Source organism: Geovibrio thiophilus (assembly GCF_004087915.1).
Taxonomy (GTDB): domain Bacteria; phylum Chrysiogenota; class Deferribacteres; order Deferribacterales; family Geovibrionaceae; genus Geovibrio; species Geovibrio thiophilus.
Map to the genome: position 1 here is coordinate 1,061,576 of NZ_CP035108.1, position 21,429 is coordinate 1,083,004.

Sequence of the window (21,429 nt, forward strand, 5' to 3'; positions counted from 1 at the left end):
AAGCATAAAATAGTAGATTGACAAAGGCAAAAGGATATGCAATATTTTCCTTCCCGAAAGCTGAGAGCGGTCGGGGGATTTCTCAAGCGGCATCACTTGTTTCGGCTTGAAAGTTCCATGGAAAAAGGGGCGTGAAAATGTCAAAAAAATACTTGACAACATGCACTCTCTTCTATATGCTCTCACTTCGCTAAAGACGCTGGTGTAGCTCAATCGGTAGAGCAACTGACTTGTAATCAGTAGGTTGTGGGTTCAATTCCTATCACCAGCTTCACTTGAAGAGCCGGGGCTGCCCGGCTCTTGTAAGCAAAGCGTCAGTATTGGTTGCCTCGCTTGAGGCGGTCGGGTTTGCCGTTCTTTATTGAGCGGCAGAAAACAGGAATAATGATACAGTTTCATTATGAAACTGCGCTGTGCGGAACGAATGTAAATTTTGTTCGGCGTCGGTGTGTGAGTGAAAACTGCGGCATGCAGGTTTTAACGAACTATCATCATATAGAAGGGGAGATACCCAAGCGGCCAAAGGGGGCAGGCTGTAAACCTGTTGTCGCAAGACTTCGGAGGTTCGAATCCTCCTCTCCCCACTTCTTTTAAAACTCTCGGGTATACGGTTTTATCCGGGAAAAATATGTGCCATATGCGGGTGTAGCTCAGTTGGCTAGAGCATCAGCCTTCCAAGCTGAGGGTCACGGGTTCAAGTCCCGTTACCCGCTTTTTTTTCAAGTGCTTTCAAAGGCGGCGACACCGTACCAGTTCGCCCCTTTTTTGCGTTTTTTACGCCCTCGTGGCTCAGTCGGTCAGAGCGCGTCCTTGGTAAGGACGAGGTCACCGGTTCAATTCCGGTCGAGGGCTTTTAAATTCAGGAGGAGACCCAGATGGCTAAAGCTAAGTTTGCTAGAACGAAGCCCCACGTCAACGTAGGAACAATCGGTCACGTAGACCACGGTAAAACTACCCTTACTGCAGCGATAACCTGCGTACAGGCAAAGAAAGGACTTGCAGAGTTCGTAGATTACGGCAACATCGACAAGGCTCCGGAAGAAAGGGAGCGCGGTATAACAATCGCGACAGCTCACGTTGAGTACGAGTCACCTGCCCGCCACTATGCTCACGTTGACTGCCCCGGTCACGCTGATTATGTAAAAAACATGATCACCGGCGCCGCGCAGATGGACGGAGCGATCCTTGTAGTAAGCGCGGCAGACGGTCCTATGCCCCAGACAAGAGAGCACATCCTTCTTGCACGTCAGGTAGGAGTTCCTTACATAATCGTTTTCATGAACAAATGTGACATGGTAGACGATGAGGAACTTCTTGAGCTTGTAGAGCTTGAAGTGAGAGACCTTCTTTCGACTTACGAATTTCCCGGCGACGACACACCTATCATCAAGGGTTCAGCGCTTAAAGCACTTGAGAACCCTACAGATGAGAAATGGGCAGGCGCGATAGCCGAGCTTGTGTCAGCGATGGACAGCTATATTCCCGAGCCTGAAAGAGCAATAGATAAAGAGTTCATAATGCCCGTAGAAGACGTGTTCAGCATCTCCGGCCGCGGAACGGTAGTAACCGGTCGTATAGAGCAGGGACAGGTCAAAGTGGGAGAAGAAGTAGAGATCGTGGGAATACGCGATACAGTAAAGACAATAGTAACAGGCGTAGAGATGTTCAGGAAGATTCTTGACTCAGGCGTAGCCGGCGATAACGTCGGTATTCTTCTGAGAGGAATCAAAAAGGACGACGTGGAACGCGGACAGGTACTTTGCAAACCGGGTTCAATCAAACCCCACCGCAGGTACAAAGCGGAAGCGTACATCCTGACCAAAGAGGAAGGCGGTCGCCACACTCCCTTCTTCAGCGGGTATCGTCCTCAGTTCTATTTCCGTACGACTGACGTTACGGGTATAATCACACTTCCCGAAGGGACAGAGATGGTAATGCCCGGAGATAACATCAGCTGCGTGGTAGAACTTATAACACCCATCGCAATGGACGCGGGACTTCGTTTCGCTATTCGTGAGGGTGGTAGAACAGTCGGTGCAGGTGTTGTTACCGAGATAATTGAGTAAGGAAACTTGAAATGAGAGAAAAAATAATCCTTGCATGCACAGAGTGCAAACGCAGAAACTACAGCACTACTAAGAACAAAAAGACCATGACAGGTAAACTTGAGCTTAGCAAGTACTGCAAGTGGGACAGAAAACACACTGTTCACAAGGAAACAAAATAATTTTTTGAAAAGATAGAGTAGGTCAGTAGCTCAATTGGCAGAGCATCGGTCTCCAAAACCGAAGGCTGCAGGTTCGATTCCTGTCTGACCTGCCATTTTTTAAATCATCGCATGTGCAGGGCGAACTTGTTTCGCCCTATACGTGTCGATAGAGAACGCATCTGTGCCGAAGCTGCGCAGCTGTGAGTGAGAAAAAACTACAGGACGTATGTTTTCTCGAACTATTATATGCTGAGTAAAACCTGCTTGAAAAGCTTGCTGCTGACACAGCTTCAGGAAGAAGCTGCGCCGTGCGGAGCGAAGGGCTGCATTGCAGACCGCGAGCGGTTGCAGGAGAACCACAGGATGTAGGTTCTCCGAAATGTGTAAGAGTAATTAGCACTCTCTCGGGGTAAAAACAGCTTCAGGAAGAAGCTGCGCCGTGCGGAGCGAAGGGCTGCATTGCAGACCGCGAGCGGTTGCAGGAGAACCACAGGATGTAGGTTCTCCGAAATGTGTAAGAGTAATTAGCACTCTCTCGGGGTAAAAACAGCTTCAGGAAGAAGCTGCGCCGTGCGGAGCGAAGGGCTGCATTGCAGACCGCGAGCGGTTGCAGGAGAACCACAGGATGTAGGTTCTCCGAAATAAAGAAAAGGATGTGCTGACTATGGGAAAGCTGCAAACTTTCATCAACGAAGTCAGAGAAGAACTTAAAAAAGTCATCTGGCCCACCAAAGACGCTACCATCGGCACCACCGCGGTAGTTATTGCAATCTGCCTTATCTGTGCAATTTATCTTGGTGTAGTAGATTACGGGCTTTCAAAGCTTACCCAATTCATTTACTAGGAAAGGGCATTTTATGGCGAAAAAATGGTATGTAGTCCATACCTATTCGGGTTTTGAGAAACGTGTGAAGACTCTTCTTGAAGAGAAGGTCAGAAACTCAAATCTCGAAGACCAGATAGAAGACGTGCTTATCCCCACGGAAGACGTAGTTGAGCTGAAAAAAGGGAAAAAGAAAATCAGCAAAAAGAAGACCTTCCCCGGCTATATCCTCGTTCACATGGAAATGAGCACGGAAAACTGGCATGTTGTCAAAAACATACCTAAAGTTACCGGCTTTGTGGGAGGGATAAATCCTGTTCCCATCCCAGAAGAAGACGTAAAAGCAATGATTGACCTCGCTAAATCGCAAGCCCCCAGAATGACCGCAAAATATGTCAAAGACGACAAAGTTGAGGTTGTTGACGGACCGTTCAACGGTTTTATAGGAACTGTTGACGAGGTTAACCCAGACAAGGAAAAGGTTCGCGTTATCGTGAGCATTTTCGGAAGACAAACGCCCGTAGAACTGGATTATCTGCAAGTAAAAAGAGTCGGATAGTCCGGGAGGTTATAAATGGCCAAAAAAGTACTTGGACAGCTTAAACTTCAGGTTCCGGCCGGCAAGGCTAACCCTTCACCCCCAATCGGACCCGCACTGGGTCAGAGAGGGGTGAATATTATGGAATTCTGCAAGTCGTTTAACGCTGCAACCCAGAACATGGGAGATTACATCATCCCTGTTCAGCTCACAATCTTTGAAGACAGAAGCTTCACTTTTGTTCTCAAAACCCCTCCTGTTACTCAGCTTATCAAGAAAGAGCTGAAGATTAACAGCGGCAGCAGCAATCCCAAAAAGGATAAGGTCGGCAAACTCACAAGAGAACAGCTTGTAAGAATCGCCGAGCACAAACTTCCTGACTTCAACACCAAAAACATCGATGAAGCAGTTAAGATTGTTGCAGGTTCCGCACGCAGCATGGGTGTGGAAGTAGAGCTTTAATAAGCTCTTGTACAAATTTGTATGTTGCGGCAGTGCGGTTTTCCGCATGAATGCACGGAGTCATTAACATGGCAAAAGGGAAACAGTACCAGGCTGCTTCCGAGAAGGTAGACTGCGAAAAGCTCTACGACCTGGAAGAGGCAATTGCCCTCGCAAAAGAAGTCGCATTCGCGAAGTTCGATGAAACCATCGACATCGCAGTGAAGCTCGGAGTAAACCCCAAACACGCTGATCAGATGGTGAGGGGTTCAGTCAGTCTGCCTAACGGAACAGGTAAGACCGTGAGAGTGCTTGCATTCGCGAAAGGCGATAAAGCCAAAGAAGCGAAAGACGCAGGCGCGGATGTTGTCGGTGACGAGGAACTTGTTGAAAAAGTTCAGGGCGGCTTTATGGATTTCGATAAAGTTGTCGCAACACCCGACATGATGGCTCTCGTCGGTAAGCTCGGACGTGTACTCGGACCGAGAGGACTTATGCCTAACCCCAAAGTGGGTACGGTAACGCCTAACATAGGTAACGTGGTGAAAGAACTCAAGGCGGGTATGATTGAGTTCCGTGTTGATAAAAACGGTATCATCCACGCTATCGTAGGCAAAAAAAGCTTTGATTCTCAGAAACTTTTTGAGAACATCAAGGCGCTTCTGGAAACTCTTGTGCGTCTTAAGCCTTCAACAGCTAAAGGACAGTACGTAAGAGGGATCACAGTTTCTACCACAATGGGACCCGGCGTTAAGGTAGACCACCAGAAAGTGATTAACACACTTTAAGCACACAATCTGGTTTAAGAAGCAGGTGTATTCCGGACAGGTACAATTCGGATTTTTTCCGAACTGTTATTTGTCGGGATCGTAAGTCCTGCGGAGATCGGTTGATATAGAATTTATCACCGAACTTTACCACGGTTGCCCCGCTTGCGCTAAGCAAGGCAGGGAAATCAAAGACACAGTGATGTGTTTGCAGCCGCTTATACACTCTGTAAGTCACGCTCATTTAACGGGCTGTGCCGTACGGAGTGAAGCCGTGTCAGTCATGGCGCAGGCGGTTGCAGCCGGACTTTCGTGATGTCAGTCCGGTGACATCAATCGGAGGACAGCGTGAACAGAGATGAAAAAAAGCAGTATGTAGCAGAACTTACTGAACAGATCAAAACAAGTGATGCGCTGTTCTTGGCAAATTATAAAGGACTGACTTTCCCTCAGCTTACTGCTATCAGAACTGCGGTGAAAGAAAAAGGCAGCGATTTTAAAGTCGTCAAGAACACACTTGTAAAAATCGCTCTGCACAACAACAGGATTGAATCTCTTGACGAGACACTCAAACTCTGCACGGCATGCGCCATCGTAAACGGTGATGTTGCCGCTGTCGCCAAGGATATGAAAAAATTCGCCAAAGATTACGACAAGTTTGAAATCAAAGGCGGCTACCTTGACGGCAAACTTCTCTCCGGAGAAGATGTGAACAGACTTGCTGACCTTCCTTCCAGAGAAGTGCTTCTCGGAAGAGTGCTTGCGACTATGAACGCTCCCGCGTCCAACTTCGTATCACTGCTCAGCAATGTTCCGCGCAGTTTCCTGAATGTGCTTAACGCGATTAAAGAACAAAAACAAGGTTAATGGAGGACTTCAATGTCTGTAACTAAAGAACAAGTAGTAGAATTTATATCAAACATGACTGTAATCGAGCTCGCAGATTTCGTTAAAGAACTTGAAGACAAGTTCGGCGTTTCCGCTGCTGCTCCCGTTGCCATGATGGCAGGACCCGCTGTTGCTGCTGAAGCTGCTGTGGTTGAAGAACAGACAGAATTCGCCGTAATCCTTAAAGAAGGCGGCGAGAAAAAGGTTCAGGTTATTAAAGTTGTTCGTGAGCTTACTAACCTCGGACTTAAAGAAGCTAAAGCACTCGTTGACGGCGCTCCCGCTGCTGTTAAAGAGGGCGTTTCCAAAGAGGAAGCTGCTTCAATCAAAGCTAAACTTGAAGAAGCCGGCGGAACTGCTGAAATTAAGTAATTAATTCTTAAATAAAGAAAACTTGATCAGCATAAATAGGGGGCGCAGCTTGCGCCCCCATGCCTTCTTTAACATTTAGCGGATAATCCCACAGGTGATAAAATATGGATTCAACCAGAAAGCCTATTGAGAGAGTCAGTTTCTCAAAAATCCAGAAAGTAATTGATATGCCCGACCTTATAGAGGTTCAGAAGCGCTCCTACGTTGAGTTCCTTCAGGAAGGAGTTCCCGTGGACGAGAGAGAACATAAGGGTCTTGATGAAGTATTCAGGGAAATCTTTCCGATCACCGACTTTAACGAAACATCAGTTCTTGAATATCTCAGTTATACTCTTGAGAAGCCGAAATACACGCCCAGAGAAGCAATCGACAGGAGCACCACCTTCGCGGCTCCGCTTAAGGTGAAGGTGCGTCTTGTCAATTATGACATAAATGAGGAATCAGAAGAAAGGCTCGTCAATTCCGCTAAAGAGTCCGAAGTTTATCTCTGTGACATCCCACTGATGACAGACAGAGGAACCTTCGTGATCAACGGAGTTGAAAGAGTTATCGTGAGCCAGCTCCACCGCTCGCCGGGAATATTCTTTGAAGATATTACGGCGTCCAAAAGCGTTGTGGAAAAACACCTTTACAGTGCGAGAATCATACCCTACAGAGGTTCATGGATAGATTTTGACTTCGATGCGAAAAACATAATGTATGTCCGCATCGACAAAAAAAGAAAAATACCCGTTACCGTTCTGCTCAAAGCTCTCGGTATGACCGAGCTTGACATTCTCAACACCTACTATGACATGGTCAATATACGTGTTGAAGCGAACGGCAGCATGACAAAGAACTACAACGAAGCCCATGTTGTGGGACAGAGAAACAGCCTTGATATAATAGACGAAAACGGCGAAGTAATAGTCAAGGCCGGTCATAAGATTACCAAGGCTGCCAGAAAGAGAATTACCGCTGCCAAAATCACCCGTATCCCCATAACCATTGAGGATATAATGGAAACCTTCTTCGGTGAGGACATTGTCAGCGAAGACGGCGAGGTGGTTCTTGAGGCGGGAGCTCCGATAAATGAGGAAGCTTTTGAGAAACTTGCTGAAAACGGTATAAATGAGTTCAAGGTTCTGTTTATTGACAGACAGACCTCAGACAGCATTATCCGTGACATTCTGTTTGTCGACAAGGTTAAAACTCAGGAAGACGCACTGATAGAGATATACAGAAAGCTTCGCCCCGGTGAACCCGCGACGGCGGAAACGGCGAGAAATCTCTTTGAGAACCTTTTCTTCAATTCAAAACGCTACGATCTCTCAAGAGTCGGACGCCTTAAAATAAACAAAAGGCTTGGTCTTACCACTCCCCTTGACCATACCACTCTGACCAAGGACGATATAGTCGAAACTGTCCGTGTGCTTGAAAATATCCGTAAGGGTACCGCAAACGTGGACGACATAGATCACCTCGGTCACAGAAGGGTAAGGGCGGCAGGCGAGCAGCTTCAGAACCATATCAGAATCGGTCTTTCCAGAATGGAGAAAACCGTTAAGGAAAGGATGAGCATTCAGGATACAGAGGATCTTACTCCTCAGGATCTGCTTAACGCCAAGCCTCTCAGCGCGTCTATTAAGGAATTTTTCGGAAGTTACCAGCTTTCCCAGTTCATGGATCAGACTAACCCTCTCAGCGAGATCACTCACAAGAGAAGGCTGTCAGCCCTCGGACCCGGCGGTCTTAACCGTGACAGAGCAGGCTTTGAAGTCCGCGACGTTCATACATCGCACTACGGCAGGATATGCCCCATTGAGACTCCTGAAGGACCGAACATCGGTCTTATCACGTCTCTTACAACATATTCCAAAATAAACGAATTCGGCTTCATCGAAACACCGTACAGGAAAGTTTCCGGCGGTGTTGTCACAGATGAGGTCGTTTACATGTCGGCAATCGAGGAAGAAGATTTCTACATAGCTCAGGCTAACGCTCTTCTTGATAAAGACAACAGGTTTCAAAGGGAATACATAGCCGCGAGGTACATGGGCGAATCTCTCCAGACTCCCCGTGAAAACATCCAGTACATGGATGTTTCACCGAAACAGATAGTTTCCGTTTCAGCCGCTCTTATCCCCTTCCTTGAGCATGATGATGCAAACAGGGCTCTCATGGGTTCAAACATGCAGCGTCAGGGCGTACCTCTTATCCGTACCGAATCCCCCATAGTGGGAACAGGCATGGAGATGAAATGCGCCATCGACTCAGGAGCGGTTGTAACTGCCAATCACGCAGGTATTGTCGATTTTGTTGACGCGGTTAAGATAGTCGTCCGCTACAATGAGAAAGATGACTTCGGTGTGGACATATATGATCTGGTCAAGTACAGAAGATCGAATCAGGATACGTGCATAAACTTTAAACCCATAGTAGATAAAGGCGACATAGTGAAAAAAGGCGATATTCTCGCAGGCGGTCCCGCGACTCAGGGCGGAGAGCTCGCTCTCGGACGCAACATCGTCGTGGCGTTCATGCCTTGGATGGGCTACAACTATGAAGACTCCATCCTTATTTCACAGAAGGTCGTCAAGGAAGACGCCTACACCTCAATACACATCGAGGTTTTCGAGGTTGAAGCAAGGGATACCAAGCTTGGACCCGAGGAGATCACCTCTGACATCCCCAACGTCAGCGATGAGGCTCTGAGAGACCTTGACGAGAGCGGCATCATCCGTGTCGGCGCAAAAGTCAAGCCCGGTGATATACTGGTAGGCAAGGTGACTCCCAAGGGCGAAACTCAGGCGACCCCTGAAGAAAAGCTCCTCAGGGCAATCTTCGGTGAGAAAGCCGGAGATGTCAAAGACGCTTCCCTGAGAGTTCCCCCAAGCATAAAGGGTACGGTTATCGGCGTTCAGGTAATGACCAGACGCGGAATAGATAAAGACAGCCGCACCGAAATAATAGAGATGAAAGAATACGCGGACATCAAAAAGGACTATGAACGTTCTCTCCGCGCTCTTGAAGATGCCAGAAAGGCGAAGATAGTTTCCGTCCTCAACGGCAAAAAGCTCATAGATGCCTTCAAGGGTGAAAAAGTCAGCTTCGACTCAGGCTCAGTTCTTCAGGGAACCGAACTGAAAGGGCTTGACTACACCGATCTTGTAAACCTTCCCATCGAAGGCAGAAGAGACTTTGAAGAACAGCTTGTGGGAGTAAACAACGTTTACTTCAAAAAAGTTAAGGATGCGGAAGACCTCTATAAAGACAGGAAAAAGAAAGTCGAAAAAGGGGACGAGCTTCCCGCCGGCGTTCTCAAGTCTGTTAAGGTTTATGTCGCAATCAAAAGAAAGCTCAGCGTGGGCGATAAAATGGCAGGACGCCACGGTAACAAAGGTGTTGTGTCCAGAATTCTTCCGGAAGAGGACATGCCCTACCTTCCTGACGGCACACCTGTTGAAGTGGTTCTTAACCCGCTTTCGGTTCCTTCAAGGATGAACATCGGGCAGATTCTTGAAACTCACCTCGGTTGGGCGGGCAAAGCCCTCGGCGTGAAGTTCTCCACGGAAGTTTTCGACAGCGCCCGTGAGAGCGACATTAAGGAAATGCTCACCAAGGCGGGCTTTCAGGAAGACGGACAGACGATTCTCTTTGACGGCAGAAGCGGCGAACGCTTCGATCAGGAAGTCACAGTGGGCGTTATGTACTACCTGAAGCTTCACCACCTTGTCGATACGAAGATACATGCCCGTTCAACCGGACCCTACTCGCTTGTTACGCAGCAGCCCCTCGGCGGTAAAGCCCAGTTCGGCGGTCAGCGTCTCGGAGAGATGGAGGTTTGGGCGCTTGAAGCATACGGAGCGGCGAACATACTTCAGGAAATGCTCACCGTTAAATCGGATGACGTGGAAGGCAGGACAACAGTTTACGAATCAATCGTAAACGGAAACTTCAGCTTCTCGCCGAGCATGCCGGAATCTTTCAACGTACTTATAAAAGAACTTCAGGGTCTTGCATTGGATCTTGAGCTTATAACGCTTGATAATTTACCCGAAGATGAATCGGACGGACAAGGCGCCGCCGATAGCAGGGAGGACTCATAATTATGAAGAAGAGTACTCTTTTTGACGAAAAAGCACATGTGTTTTTCGACTCTATAGCAATACGCATAGCAAGCCCCGACAAGATCAGAGCATGGTCTTCCGGTGAGGTTACAAAGCCCGAAACAATCAACTACCGTACCTTCAAACCCGAAAGGGACGGTCTGTTCTGCGCTAAAATCTTCGGACCCGTGAAAGACTGGGAATGCCTTTGCGGAAAGTATAAGAGGATGAAGCACAGAGGCATTGTGTGCGAAAAGTGCGGCGTTGAAGTGATCCAGTCCAAAGTGAGAAGAGAAAGAATGGGTCATATAGACCTTGCTTCCCCTGTGTGCCATATATGGTTCTTCAAAGGCACTCCCAGCAGGATAGGCTCTCTTCTTGACTTAAGCATCAAAGACATAGAACGCATTATCTACTTTGAGTCATACATAGTCACCAACCCGAAGGAGACTCCTCTCAAAGAGAAGGAACTCCTTACGGAAGACCACTACCGCAGGGCGGTGGATGAGTACGGTCCCAATGCCTTTGTAGCCAAAATCGGCGCTGAAGCACTGAAAGACCTGCTTAAACAGGTGGATCTCGACATTCTCCTCCTTGAACTCAAGGAAGATCTGAGAGATACCACAAGTATGCAGAAAAAGCTGAAACTTGCCAAAAGGCTCAGAGTTGTTGAAGCTTTCAGAAAAAGCGGCAACAGACCCGAGTGGATGGTTCTGGACGTAGTCCCCGTGATTCCGCCCGAGCTTCGTCCCCTTGTTCCCCTTGACGGCGGAAGGTTTGCCACGAGCGACCTTAACGACCTCTACAGAAGGGTAATCAACAGGAACAACCGTCTTAAAAAGCTCATGGAGCTTAACGCCCCTGAAATCATCATCCGCAATGAAAAAAGAATGCTTCAGGAAGCTGTGGACGCCCTGTTTGACAACGGCAGGAGAGGCAGAGTAATCCGCAGCTCCAACAAGCGCCCCCTGAAATCACTTTCCGACATGATCAAAGGAAAACAGGGACGTTTCCGCCAGAACCTTCTGGGTAAAAGGGTGGATTATTCAGGACGAAGCGTTATCGTTGCCGGTCCTCACCTTAAAATGCACCAGTGCGGTATACCTAAGCTCATGGCTCTTGAGCTTTTCAAGCCCTTCCTCTACTACAAGCTTGAAAAGGAAAGGGGCATTGCCTCCACCATAAAGCAGGCGAAAAGAATGGTGGAAGAGCAGAGACCGGAAGTATGGGATGTTCTGGAAGAGGTAATCAGGGAACACCCTGTTCTCCTCAACCGTGCGCCTACTCTTCACAGGCTCGGTATTCAGGCATTTGAACCTCAGCTTATAGAAGGGAAAGCCATTCAGCTTCACCCCCTCGTCTGCCCCGCCTTCAATGCGGATTTCGACGGTGACCAGATGGCTGTTCACGTTCCTCTGTCATATGAGGCGCAGCTTGAGGCGAGAACCCTCATGCTTGCCTGCTACAACATACTTTCTCCGGCGCACGGAAAGCCCCTTGCTGTTCCCACGCAGGATATGGTTCTCGGTATCTACTACCTTACCAGAGGCGCTAAAAACGCCAAAGGCGCGGGCAAAATCTTCTCCTCTCCCAAAGAGGTAAGGATCGCATACGATCAGGGTCAGCTTGATGTTCACGCCGAGATCAAGGTAAGAATAAACGGCAAAAGGTACGACACCGTAACAGGAAGGATAATCCTTTTTGAAGTTGTGCCTGCCGGAATAGACTTTGAAGTGGTTAACCAGCTTTTCACCAAAAAAGACCTCGTTAAGCTTGTTGACTACATATATAAAAAGCTCGGCAACTACCACACGGTGGAGTTCCTTGACAACCTGAAGGATCTCGGTTTTGCGCAGGCGTGCAGAGCGGGCTTCTCCATATGTCTTGACGACCTTATAATACCCGCTGAAAAACCTGAGCTTATCAATCAGGCTATGCAGAAGGTGCGCGAGATCGAAGAACATTACCGTGAAGGTGCGCTGACTTCGGGCGAGCGTTACAACCAGATAATCGACGTTTGGTCAACCACTAACGACAAAGTCACTGACAAGATGATGAAAACCATCGAGAATCAGGGCGGCGACAAGTCGAAAGAATATAAGAGAGACCGATTCTACAACGCCATTCACGTAATGGCGCACTCAGGAGCGAGAGGTTCAAAAGCGCAGATAAGCCAGCTTGCGGGCATGAGAGGACTCATGGCGAAACCCTCAGGCGAGATTATCGAGACGCCCATCACCTCAAACTTCCGTGAAGGACTTACAGTTCTCCAGTACTTCATATCGACCCACGGCGCGAGAAAAGGTCTTGCGGATACGGCTCTTAAAACAGCGAACTCCGGTTACCTTACCAGAAGACTTGTGGACGTTGCTCAGGACGTTATCATCAGCGAAGAGGACTGCGGAACAATACGCGGTATCGAAATATCCGCCCTTATGGAAGGAACCGAAGCTGTTGAACCTCTCGGCGAGCGTATCCTCGGACGCTACACTCTTGAAGATGTGTACGACCCGATTACCGATGATCTGATTGTTGAGGCAAACAGTCTTATAACAGAAGACTTGGTTGAAAAAATTGAAGGCTCCGGTCTTGACAGGGTTAAAGTGCGTTCGGTTCTCACATGCGAATCCGAGCACGGCATATGCCGTCAGTGCTATGGTCTGGATCTTGCCACAAGACGTATTGTCGAAGTGGGAGAGGCAGTGGGCACAATAGCGGCGCAGTCAATCGGTGAACCCGGTACGCAGCTTACGATGAGGACTTTCCACATCGGTGGTGCGGCGTCTTCATCAGCCGAGCAGTCAAGCCTTAACGCCAAGTTCGGCGGTACAATCAGGTTTGATGAAATGAAAACCGTTCCGAACAGGGAAGGTTATCCTGTAGTTCTTAACCGTAACGGCTCTCTTCAGATTATTGATAAATCAGAAAGAGTGCTTGAAAAATACAACATCGCGTACGGAACCAAGCTGCTTGTGAAAGACGGCGTCACAGTTAAACAGGGCGACCTGATAGCCGAGTGGGATCCTTATGTAGCTGTAATCCTTACAGAGTACCCCGGACGTGTCGCTTTCGGCGATATAGTCGAAGGGGAAACACTGAAAGAGGAGATCGACCCCATTACCGGTCTTTCCCAGAAGGTTATCATCGCCAACACAAGAGGCAAGAAACAGCCCCGTGTGTCTGTTAAAGGCGAGGACAACAAAACTATTCAGCGCTACATCCTCCCCATAGGAGCTCTGCTTCAGGTGGATGAGGGCGATATGATCGAACCCGGCGACATAGTCGCGAAAATACCCAGAGAAACCACTAAGACAAAAGATATTACAGTGGGTCTTCCGAGGGTTGCCGAGCTCTTCGAGGCGAGAAGACCGAAAGATCCCGCAGTTATTGCGGAGATCGACGGTATAGTGAGTATAGAGAACACCGCGCGCGGTCTTCGTAAACTCACCATCGAAAACGAAGAGACGGGCGTTAAGAAAACCTACAGTATTTCTGTCCAGCGTTACATCAACGTTCACGACGGTGACAAGGTTAAAGCCGGCGAATCTCTCATAGACGGTCTCGTGAACCCCCACGACATTCTGGCGGTTCTCGGCGAGGACGCTCTCCAGAGATATATAGTAGACGAGATTCAGGAAGTTTACCGTAAGCAGGGTGTTGCGATTAACGATAAACATATCGAGACAATCGTGCGCCAGATGCTGAAGAAAGTTGTGATAGAAGAGCCCGGGGATTCCGAGTTTATGCCCAATGAAGAGGTTTACAAATCAGAGTTCGTTGCAGAATACCAAAGACTGGTGGCAACAGGGCTCACTCCTCCGGCGGGCAAGGCGATACTTCAGGGTATCACCAAGGCGGCTCTCAATACGCAGAGCTTCTTCTCCGCAGCTTCATTTCAGGAGACAACGCGTGTCCTCACCGACGCTGCATGCTCCGGTAAGATGGACGAGCTCAGAGGGCTTAAAGAGAACGTTATCATCGGTAAGCTGATACCGGCGGGCACTGGCTCTAAGTTCATCCAGAGCAAAAAATTCAAATTCATCAACCCAGTAAAATAATTTCGGAAGACCGCCCGCAGGGGCGGTCTTTTTGTTTTAAGAAATATGTTTCCTTTTCACATCCTTTATGCTAATAAAACAAGCTCATTTCCGATACTTTCCAGACGCTTATCCCGCGCGGAATCTCTTTAGTAAAACTTCTTGACATTGGATAAAAGCATTGATACTATTCTTGCTCTTTCGCCCTAAATGTATAGTTGCGCTCAAAATGCGCTCTAAAGCTTCAAAAGCTTGTTAATTGAGGCTGGATAAAGATTTTAAAGTAAAATTACAAAGTAGGGACGGCAAGAAATTACAGTTGGCCGTTCGCGTAAGATTTGAGTTTTATAAAACTCACAAGAATTTTGGAGGTGCTAGGTGCCTACTTTGAACCAATTGGTCAGAAAAGGAAGAAAACAGGTCCTTAAAAAGACCAAATCTCCTGCGTTGCAGGGCAACCCCCAGAGAAGGGGAGTTTGCACCAGAGTGTATACTACTACACCGAAAAAACCCAACTCGGCTCTTAGAAAAGTCGCAAGGGTCAGGCTTACATCAGGTATCGAGGTAACCGCTTATATTCCCGGTATCGGTCACAACCTTCAGGAGCACTCAGTTGTTCTCGTGAGGGGCGGAAGGGTAAAAGACCTTCCCGGTGTGCGCTACAAGATCGTTCGCGGCGCGCTTGATACAGACGGCGTTAAGGACAGGAAAAAATCCCGCTCCAAATACGGCGTAAAGAAACCGAAATAAGGTGATAAAAAATGGCAAGAAGAAGAGTTGCTAAAAAGCGTGAGGTAATCGCCGACCCGATCTATAAGGACGCGATTGTTACTAAGTTCATAAACATTCTCATGCTTGACGGAAGAAAATCCGTTGCAGAAAGAGTTTTTTACGACACAATTAACACTATCGGTCAGAAAACAGGCGAAAACGGCATAGAAGTTTTCAGAAAAGCTATTGAAAACGTTAAACCTCAGCTTGAAGTTAAATCAAGAAGGGTGGGCGGAGCCACGTATCAGGTTCCCATCGAAGTACGCCCCCTGAGAAAACAGGCTCTCAGTATCAAATGGATCGTAGCTGCCGCCAGAAGCAAGAAAGAGAGAACCATGGTAGACCGCCTTGCAGGTGAACTTATTGATGCCGCTGGCGGAAAGGGTATCGCTTTCAAAAAGAAAGAAGATACTCACAGAATGGCGGAAGCGAACAGGGCATTCGCTCACTTCAGATGGTAAGGGAGGGTTAGGTGGAAAAATCTATACCATTAAACCTTCAGAGAAATATAGGCATCATGGCGCACATTGATGCCGGAAAAACCACGACCACTGAAAGAATTCTTTTCTATACAGGCATGTCCCATAAAATCGGTGAGGTGCATGACGGCGGAGCCACTACCGACTGGATGGAGCAGGAGAAGGAGCGTGGTATCACGATCACTTCCGCTACAGTGCAGTGCTTCTGGAACAACCACCGCATAAACGTTATTGACACCCCCGGTCACGTTGACTTCACAATCGAAGTTGAGCGTTCACTTAAGGTTCTTGACGGCGCTGTCACTGTTTTATGCGCAGTGGGCGGCGTTCAGCCTCAGACTGAAACAGTCTGGAGACAGGCTGATAAGTACGGCGTTCCCCGCATCATTTTCGTTAATAAAATGGACAGATCCGGCGCTGACTACTTCAAAGTTCTGAGTGATATTAAATCAAAACTCGGCGCTAATCCCCTTCCCATACAGCTCCCCATGGGTGCTGAAGACGCTTTTGAAGGCATCATAGATCTCGTTAAGATGCAGTCCGTCACTTGGGACGGAGAGCAGCTCGGTGCTAAATACACTTACAGCGATATTCCCGCTGCTCTTGTTGAGCAGGCTAAAGAATACCGTGAAAAGCTCATGGACGCCGTTTGCGAACTTGACGATGATCTTATGAACAAGTACTTTGAAGGCGAAGAGATCAGTGAAGATGAAATCATTGCCGGTCTCAGAAAAGGCTGCATCGGACGCAAGTTTATACCTGTGACCTGCGGTACTGCCTTCAAAAACAAAGGTGTTCAGACTCTTCTGAACGCGGTTGTTGATCTTCTCCCCAGCCCTATTGACATTCCTCCCATTAAAGGAAAGAGCATGAACGGCGAGGATGAAATCGAAAGAAAAGCTGACGACAGTGAGCCTTTTGCCGCTCTTGCATTCAAGATTATGACTGACCCCTACATGGGACAGCTTACATATTTCAGAGTGTATTCAGGCTGCCTTGAAGCAGGTAACTACACGCTTAACTCCACTAAGGACAAAAAGGAGCGTATAGGACGCCTTGTAAAAATGCAGGCCAACAAGCGTGAGGAAATCAAAGAGATCCACGCGGGCGATATTTGCGCGACAGTGGGTCTTAAATACACTACCACCGGCGACACGCTCTGCGATGAGAACAAACCTGTAATTCTTGAATCCATGGAGTTTCCTGAGCCCGTTATTTCGGTTGCCATCGAACCCAAAAGCAAGAATGATCAGGATAAGCTTTCCATTGCTCTCGGCAAACTTGCTTCCGAAGACCCCTCTTTCAGAGTTAAGGTTGATGAAGAAACAGGTCAGACTGTTATTTCCGGTATGGGTGAGCTTCACCTTGAAATCATCGTTGACAGGCTTATGAGAGAGTTCAAAGTTGAAGCCAATGTGGGTAATCCGCAGGTTGCATACCGCGAAACTTTCAGAAAATCTGTCAGAACCGAAGGGAAATATATCAAGCAGACAGGCGGCAGAGGTCAGTACGGTCACGTTTGGCTTGAAATCGCACCCCTTGCGCCGGGTGAAGGCTTCCAGTTTGTCAACAACATTGTTGGCGGTACTGTTCCTAAAGAATATATCCCCGCAGTGCAGAAAGGCATTGAGGAAGCACTCGAATCAGGCGTTTCAGCAGGCTTCCCCGTTGTTGACTGCAAAGCGACGCTTACCGACGGTTCGTACCATGATGTCGACTCTAACGAGATGGCATTCAAAATTGCCGGTTCAATGGCTTTCAAGGCCGGTATGAGAAGTGCTGATCCCGTTATACTTGAGCCTATCATGAAGGTTGAAGTTGTATCTCCCGATGAATATACGGGTGATGTAATGGGCGACCTCAGCTCAAGAAGAGGCAAAATCGACGGTATGGAAATGAGAGGTACTGCTCAGGTAATTAACTGCTTCGTGCCCCTTAAGGAAATGTTCGGATATTCTACAAATCTCCGTTCAATTACTCAGGGACGCGCAACCTACAGCATGCAGTTTGACCACTATGAGCAGGTTCCCAACAGCGTAGCTGAAGAAATTAAGAAAGCTAATTCATAAGAATAGAGAATACAGGAGGAATTCCAGATGGCTAAAGCTAAGTTTGCTAGAACGAAGCCCCACGTCAACGTAGGAACAATCGGTCACGTAGACCACGGTAAAACTACCCTTACTGCAGCGATAACCTGCGTACAGGCAAAGAAAGGACTTGCAGAGTTCGTAGATTACGGCAACATCGACAAGGCTCCGGAAGAAAGGGAGCGCGGTATAACAATCGCGACAGCTCACGTTGAGTACGAGTCACCTGCCCGCCATTATGCTCACGTTGACTGCCCCGGTCACGCTGATTATGTAAAAAACATGATCACCGGCGCCGCGCAGATGGACGGAGCGATCCTTGTAGTAAGCGCGGCAGACGGTCCTATGCCCCAGACAAGAGAGCACATCCTTCTTGCACGTCAGGTAGGAGTTCCTTACATAATCGTTTTCATGAACAAATGTGACATGGTAGACGATGAGGAGCTTCTTGAGCTTGTAGAGCTTGAAGTGAGAGACCTTCTTTCGACTTACGAATTTCCCGGCGACGACACACCTATCATCAAGGGTTCAGCGCTTAAAGCACTTGAGAACCCTACAGATGAGAAATGGGCAGGCGCGATAGCCGAGCTTGTGTCAGCGATGGACAGCTATATTCCCGAGCCTGAAAGAGCAATAGATAAAGAGTTCATAATGCCCGTAGAAGACGTGTTCAGCATCTCCGGCCGCGGAACGGTAGTAACCGGTCGTATAGAGCAGGGACAGGTCAAAGTGGGAGAAGAAGTAGAGATCGTGGGAATACGCGATACAGTAAAGACAATAGTAACAGGCGTAGAGATGTTCAGGAAGATTCTTGACTCAGGCGTAGCCGGCGATAACGTCGGTATCCTTCTGAGAGGAATCAAAAAGGACGACGTGGAACGCGGACAGGTACTTTGCAAACCGGGTTCAATCAAACCCCACCGCAGGTACAAAGCGGAAGCGTACATCCTGACCAAAGAGGAAGGCGGTCGCCACACTCCCTTCTTCAGCGGGTATCGTCCTCAGTTCTATTTCCGTACGACTGACGTTACGGGTATAATCACACTTCCCGAAGGGACAGAGATGGTAATGCCCGGAGATAACATCAGCTGCGTGGTAGAACTTATAACACCCATCGCAATGGACGCGGGACTTCGTTTCGCTATTCGTGAGGGTGGTAGAACAGTCGGTGCAGGTGTTGTTACCGAGATTATCGAGTAACCAAAGGTAGGCGAATGGAAAGTCAAAAAATTCGTATCAAGCTTAAGGCATTCGATTTTAGAATTCTCGACAAGGCAGTGAGGGATATAGTTAACACTGCCATGAGAACGGGAGCAAGGGTTGTCGGTCCCGTACCGCTTCCTACGCGTATTGAAAAGTTTTCAGTGCTCCGTTCTCCTCACGTTGACAAGAAAGCAAGGGAACAGTTCGAGATCAGAACGCACAAACGTCTGATCGACATATTTGAACATAACCCCCAGACTATTGATGCTCTTATGAAGCTCGAGCTTTCTGCCGGCGTAGATGTCGAGATAAAACTTTAGTTGAAGGATAGTGCAGATGGCTAGAGCAATAATCGGAAGAAAAGTGGGGATGACGCAGGTATTTACCGCAGACGGAACTCTCATCCCCGTTACAGTGGTTCAAGCTGGACCATGTGTAGTTGTTAACAAAAGAACCGTTGAGAAAAACGGTTACAGTGCTGTTCAGCTCGGCTTTGACAAAATTCTCAAAGAGAAAAAGGTCAACTGCCCCGCAAAAGGCTACTTCAAAAAGCAGGGCGTTGACGCTCACAAGGTTCTCAAAGAGTTCCGCGTGGCTGACGACACTTCTCTTGAAGTAGGTCAGGAAGTGAACGCCACACTCTTCGCCGAAGGCGATGTTGTGGATGTTCAGGGAACTTCCATCGGTAAAGGTTTTCAGGGCGTTGTGAAGCGTTTCGGCTTCGCGGGCGGTCCTAAAACCCACGGTTCGCACTTCCATCGTGAACCCGGTTCTATCGGGATGTGCGAGTTCCCCGGCGAGACTGAAAAAGGCAGACCTATGCCCGGAAGAATGGGCGGTGACAAAGTAACCGTTCAGAAACTTTCCGTAGTAAAAGTAATCCCTGAGACAAACCTTATCCTTGTGAAAGGTGCTATTCCGGGACACGACAACGGGATCGTTTTCATTAAAGAAACGGTCAAGAAGTAAAGGGAACAGTGAAATGGCTTCGTTTGAATTAGTAAACGTGAAAAATGAGAAGGTCGGCACGGTGGAGATAAATGATTCCATCATTACCTACCCCGTAAAACCCTCACTGATGCATGAAGTAGTTGTAATGCAGCTTGCGGGCAAAAGGGCAGGTACTCATGCCACTCTCAACAGAGCAAAGATAGAGGGCGGCGGTAAAAAGCCCTACAAACAGAAAGGAACCGGACGCGCCAGAGCCGGCTCCATGAAATCCCCCTTGTGGCGAGGCGGTGCGACTATTTTCGGTCCGCAACCTAGGGATTACTCCTTCTCTATGCCTAAGAAGAAGATTAAGAACGCGATGAGATCGGCTCTCAGAGCTAAACAGGAAGACGGCAGCCTTGTGTTTGTAGATGCCCTCACACTTGAGGATGGAAAAACAAAAGAGGCCGTGGCTATCCTTAAAAATTTCAACGCGGACAGAAAAGTACTGGTTGTCTTTAAAGAACTTGACGAAAAGGTCGCAAGAGCATTCCGTAATATACCTTACGTAGACTTGCTTAATGTAAACGGACTCAACGTTTACGATATCATCAATTCACGCAAAATACTTGTCCTTCAGGACAGCATAGCGAGAATTGAGGAGGTTTTAGGATAATGTTGACAGTTTATGACGTAATCAAAAAACCTCTGATCACCGAGAAAGCCGTTAACCTCAAAGAAGAGGAGAACATGGTGACTTTCGCAGTCGATCCCAGAGCCAACAAGTTCCTCATTAAAGAGGCTGTTGAGACTCTTTTCAGCGTCAAAGTTGCTTCCGTGCGCACATTAAACTGCAAAGGGAAGAAGAAAAGGTTCGGACGCATGATGGGTAAACGTAAAGACTGGAAGAAAGCCATCGTTGTTCTGGCCGAAGGTGAGAAACTCGAGTTCGTGTAAGAGAGGCTTAAATGGGAATCAAGAAGTATAAACCTACCTCGGACGGCGTAAGGTTCAGATCGAATTCTGACTTTGCAGAGGTAACCGCGGACAAGCCTGAAAAGAGTCTGGTTGTAAGCCTTAAAAAGACCGGCGGTCGTAACAACCACGGAAGAATTACTGTCAGACATAAAGGCGGCGGTGAGAAAAGAAAATACCGTCTGATCGACTTCAAGAGGAACAAGGATGAGATAGCCGCTAGGGTCAAGACAATTGAATATGACCCTAACAGAAGCGCAAGAATCGCTCTCGTAGCATACGAGGACGGCGAGAAAAGATATATCCTTGCTCCGATCGGAATGAATGTCGGTGATGTTATCCACAGCGGACAGGCTGCGGACATCAAACCCGGAAACGCGAAAGCGCTGAAAGATATACCCGTGGGTACCGTAGTTCATAACGTTGAACTCAGACCCGGAAAAGGCGGACAGCTTGCCCGTTCCGCCGGGACATATGCACAGCTTCTTTCAAAAGAGGGCGCATACTGCCACCTCAGACTTCCTTCAGGCGAAATAAGGCTTGTAAAAGCCGAATGCAAAGCCTCTATAGGACAGGTCAGCAACCAGGATCACGAAAACGTGAGCCTTGGTAAAGCCGGACGTTCACGCTGGCTGGGTATAAGACCTACAGTAAGAGGGGTTGCTATGAACCCTGTGGATCACCCGCATGGTGGTGGTGAAGGCCGTACAAGCGGTGGACGTCACCCTGTTACACCTTGGGGCAAACCCACGAAAGGATACAAAACTCGTGCGAAGAAAAAACCTTCAAACAAGTATATTGTTTCCGCTCGGAAGAAGTGA

19 protein-coding genes and 5 tRNA genes are annotated in these 21,429 nt (G+C 48.1%); all 24 read left to right on the top strand.

What is annotated here, in order from left to right:
- Window positions 1-198 precede the first annotated feature (198 nt).
- Window positions 199-271: transfer RNA gene (locus EP073_RS04900), tRNA-Thr, on the top strand.
- Between the two features lie 230 nt (window positions 272-501).
- Window positions 502-584: transfer RNA gene (locus EP073_RS04905), tRNA-Tyr, on the top strand.
- 55 nt (window positions 585-639) lie between these two features.
- Window positions 640-713, top strand: a tRNA-Gly gene (locus EP073_RS04910).
- A gap of 65 nt (window positions 714-778) precedes the next feature.
- Window positions 779-852: transfer RNA gene (locus EP073_RS04915), tRNA-Thr, on the top strand.
- Between the two features lie 23 nt (window positions 853-875).
- The gene (gene tuf / locus EP073_RS04920) at window positions 876-2,066 is read left to right on the top strand and encodes an elongation factor Tu (RefSeq protein WP_128466050.1); all 1,191 of its coding nucleotides are present in this window, start codon (window positions 876-878) and stop codon (window positions 2,064-2,066) included.
- Window positions 2,067-2,077: 11 nt separating this feature from the next.
- On the top strand, window positions 2,078-2,227 hold the full coding sequence (rpmG, locus tag EP073_RS04925) for a 50S ribosomal protein L33 (RefSeq protein WP_128466051.1): 150 nt from the start codon (window positions 2,078-2,080) through the stop codon (window positions 2,225-2,227).
- Between the two features lie 19 nt (window positions 2,228-2,246).
- Window positions 2,247-2,322 (top strand) — tRNA-Trp (locus tag EP073_RS04930).
- 551 nt (window positions 2,323-2,873) lie between these two features.
- Complete coding sequence (gene secE / locus EP073_RS04935; protein ID WP_128466052.1) at window positions 2,874-3,053, top strand: preprotein translocase subunit SecE; 180 nt, start codon at window positions 2,874-2,876, stop codon at window positions 3,051-3,053.
- 13 nt (window positions 3,054-3,066) lie between these two features.
- Window positions 3,067-3,591, top strand: coding sequence for a transcription termination/antitermination protein NusG (gene nusG / locus EP073_RS04940; RefSeq protein WP_128466053.1), 525 nt, complete (start codon window positions 3,067-3,069; stop codon window positions 3,589-3,591).
- 15 nt (window positions 3,592-3,606) lie between these two features.
- Window positions 3,607-4,032: a 50S ribosomal protein L11 gene (rplK, locus tag EP073_RS04945; protein ID WP_128466054.1), complete on the top strand. Its 426-nt coding sequence runs from the start codon at window positions 3,607-3,609 to the stop codon at window positions 4,030-4,032.
- Between the two features lie 68 nt (window positions 4,033-4,100).
- A complete protein-coding gene (rplA, locus tag EP073_RS04950; protein ID WP_128466055.1) occupies window positions 4,101-4,799 on the top strand; it encodes a 50S ribosomal protein L1 in 699 nt (232 codons plus the stop codon).
- 327 nt (window positions 4,800-5,126) lie between these two features.
- Window positions 5,127-5,645 carry a 50S ribosomal protein L10 gene (gene rplJ / locus EP073_RS04955; protein WP_128466056.1) on the top strand — a complete coding sequence of 173 codons (519 nt, stop codon included), beginning with the start codon at window positions 5,127-5,129 and terminating at the stop codon, window positions 5,643-5,645.
- A 12-nt stretch (window positions 5,646-5,657) separates the two neighbouring features.
- Window positions 5,658-6,038, top strand: coding sequence for a 50S ribosomal protein L7/L12 (gene rplL / locus EP073_RS04960; RefSeq protein ID WP_128466057.1), 381 nt, complete (start codon window positions 5,658-5,660; stop codon window positions 6,036-6,038).
- A gap of 104 nt (window positions 6,039-6,142) precedes the next feature.
- Complete coding sequence (gene rpoB / locus EP073_RS04965; protein ID WP_128466058.1) at window positions 6,143-10,126, top strand: DNA-directed RNA polymerase subunit beta; 3,984 nt, start codon at window positions 6,143-6,145, stop codon at window positions 10,124-10,126.
- Window positions 10,127-10,128: 2 nt separating this feature from the next.
- Complete coding sequence (rpoC, locus tag EP073_RS04970; RefSeq protein ID WP_128466059.1) at window positions 10,129-14,184, top strand: DNA-directed RNA polymerase subunit beta'; 4,056 nt, start codon at window positions 10,129-10,131, stop codon at window positions 14,182-14,184.
- Between the two features lie 357 nt (window positions 14,185-14,541).
- The gene (gene rpsL / locus EP073_RS04975) at window positions 14,542-14,913 is read left to right on the top strand and encodes a 30S ribosomal protein S12 (protein ID WP_128466060.1); all 372 of its coding nucleotides are present in this window, start codon (window positions 14,542-14,544) and stop codon (window positions 14,911-14,913) included.
- A gap of 11 nt (window positions 14,914-14,924) precedes the next feature.
- On the top strand, window positions 14,925-15,395 hold the full coding sequence (rpsG, locus tag EP073_RS04980) for a 30S ribosomal protein S7 (protein ID WP_128466061.1): 471 nt from the start codon (window positions 14,925-14,927) through the stop codon (window positions 15,393-15,395).
- 11 nt (window positions 15,396-15,406) lie between these two features.
- A complete protein-coding gene (gene fusA / locus EP073_RS04985) occupies window positions 15,407-17,482 on the top strand; it encodes an elongation factor G (RefSeq protein ID WP_128466062.1) in 2,076 nt (691 codons plus the stop codon).
- Between the two features lie 27 nt (window positions 17,483-17,509).
- A complete protein-coding gene (gene tuf / locus EP073_RS04990; RefSeq protein WP_128466050.1) occupies window positions 17,510-18,700 on the top strand; it encodes an elongation factor Tu in 1,191 nt (396 codons plus the stop codon).
- 14 nt (window positions 18,701-18,714) lie between these two features.
- Window positions 18,715-19,023, top strand: coding sequence for a 30S ribosomal protein S10 (rpsJ, locus tag EP073_RS04995; protein ID WP_128466063.1), 309 nt, complete (start codon window positions 18,715-18,717; stop codon window positions 19,021-19,023).
- A gap of 16 nt (window positions 19,024-19,039) precedes the next feature.
- Window positions 19,040-19,672 carry a 50S ribosomal protein L3 gene (rplC, locus tag EP073_RS05000; protein WP_128466064.1) on the top strand — a complete coding sequence of 211 codons (633 nt, stop codon included), beginning with the start codon at window positions 19,040-19,042 and terminating at the stop codon, window positions 19,670-19,672.
- 13 nt (window positions 19,673-19,685) lie between these two features.
- Window positions 19,686-20,309 (top strand): 50S ribosomal protein L4, encoded by a 624-nt coding sequence (rplD, locus tag EP073_RS05005; protein WP_128466065.1) that lies wholly within the window; start codon window positions 19,686-19,688, stop codon window positions 20,307-20,309.
- Between the two features lie 2 nt (window positions 20,310-20,311).
- A complete protein-coding gene (rplW, locus tag EP073_RS05010) occupies window positions 20,312-20,590 on the top strand; it encodes a 50S ribosomal protein L23 (RefSeq protein WP_164885404.1) in 279 nt (92 codons plus the stop codon).
- 11 nt (window positions 20,591-20,601) lie between these two features.
- Window positions 20,602-21,429, top strand: a complete 828-nt coding sequence (rplB, locus tag EP073_RS05015) for a 50S ribosomal protein L2 (RefSeq protein WP_128466067.1) — start codon at window positions 20,602-20,604, stop codon at window positions 21,427-21,429.

Coding starts and splice junctions, on each gene's coding strand:
- tuf (WP_128466050.1), top strand. CDS start 876: ATGGCTAAAGCTAAGTTTGCTAGAACGAAGCCCCACGTCAACGTAGGA.
- rpmG (WP_128466051.1), top strand. CDS start 2,078: ATGAGAGAAAAAATAATCCTTGCATGCACAGAGTGCAAACGCAGAAAC.
- secE (WP_128466052.1), top strand. CDS start 2,874: ATGGGAAAGCTGCAAACTTTCATCAACGAAGTCAGAGAAGAACTTAAA.
- nusG (WP_128466053.1), top strand. CDS start 3,067: ATGGCGAAAAAATGGTATGTAGTCCATACCTATTCGGGTTTTGAGAAA.
- rplK (WP_128466054.1), top strand. CDS start 3,607: ATGGCCAAAAAAGTACTTGGACAGCTTAAACTTCAGGTTCCGGCCGGC.
- rplA (WP_128466055.1), top strand. CDS start 4,101: ATGGCAAAAGGGAAACAGTACCAGGCTGCTTCCGAGAAGGTAGACTGC.
- rplL (WP_128466057.1), top strand. CDS start 5,658: ATGTCTGTAACTAAAGAACAAGTAGTAGAATTTATATCAAACATGACT.
- rpoB (WP_128466058.1), top strand. CDS start 6,143: ATGGATTCAACCAGAAAGCCTATTGAGAGAGTCAGTTTCTCAAAAATC.
- rpoC (WP_128466059.1), top strand. CDS start 10,129: ATGAAGAAGAGTACTCTTTTTGACGAAAAAGCACATGTGTTTTTCGAC.
- rpsG (WP_128466061.1), top strand. CDS start 14,925: ATGGCAAGAAGAAGAGTTGCTAAAAAGCGTGAGGTAATCGCCGACCCG.
- tuf (WP_128466050.1), top strand. CDS start 17,510: ATGGCTAAAGCTAAGTTTGCTAGAACGAAGCCCCACGTCAACGTAGGA.
- rpsJ (WP_128466063.1), top strand. CDS start 18,715: ATGGAAAGTCAAAAAATTCGTATCAAGCTTAAGGCATTCGATTTTAGA.
- rplC (WP_128466064.1), top strand. CDS start 19,040: ATGGCTAGAGCAATAATCGGAAGAAAAGTGGGGATGACGCAGGTATTT.
- rplD (WP_128466065.1), top strand. CDS start 19,686: ATGGCTTCGTTTGAATTAGTAAACGTGAAAAATGAGAAGGTCGGCACG.
- rplB (WP_128466067.1), top strand. CDS start 20,602: ATGGGAATCAAGAAGTATAAACCTACCTCGGACGGCGTAAGGTTCAGA.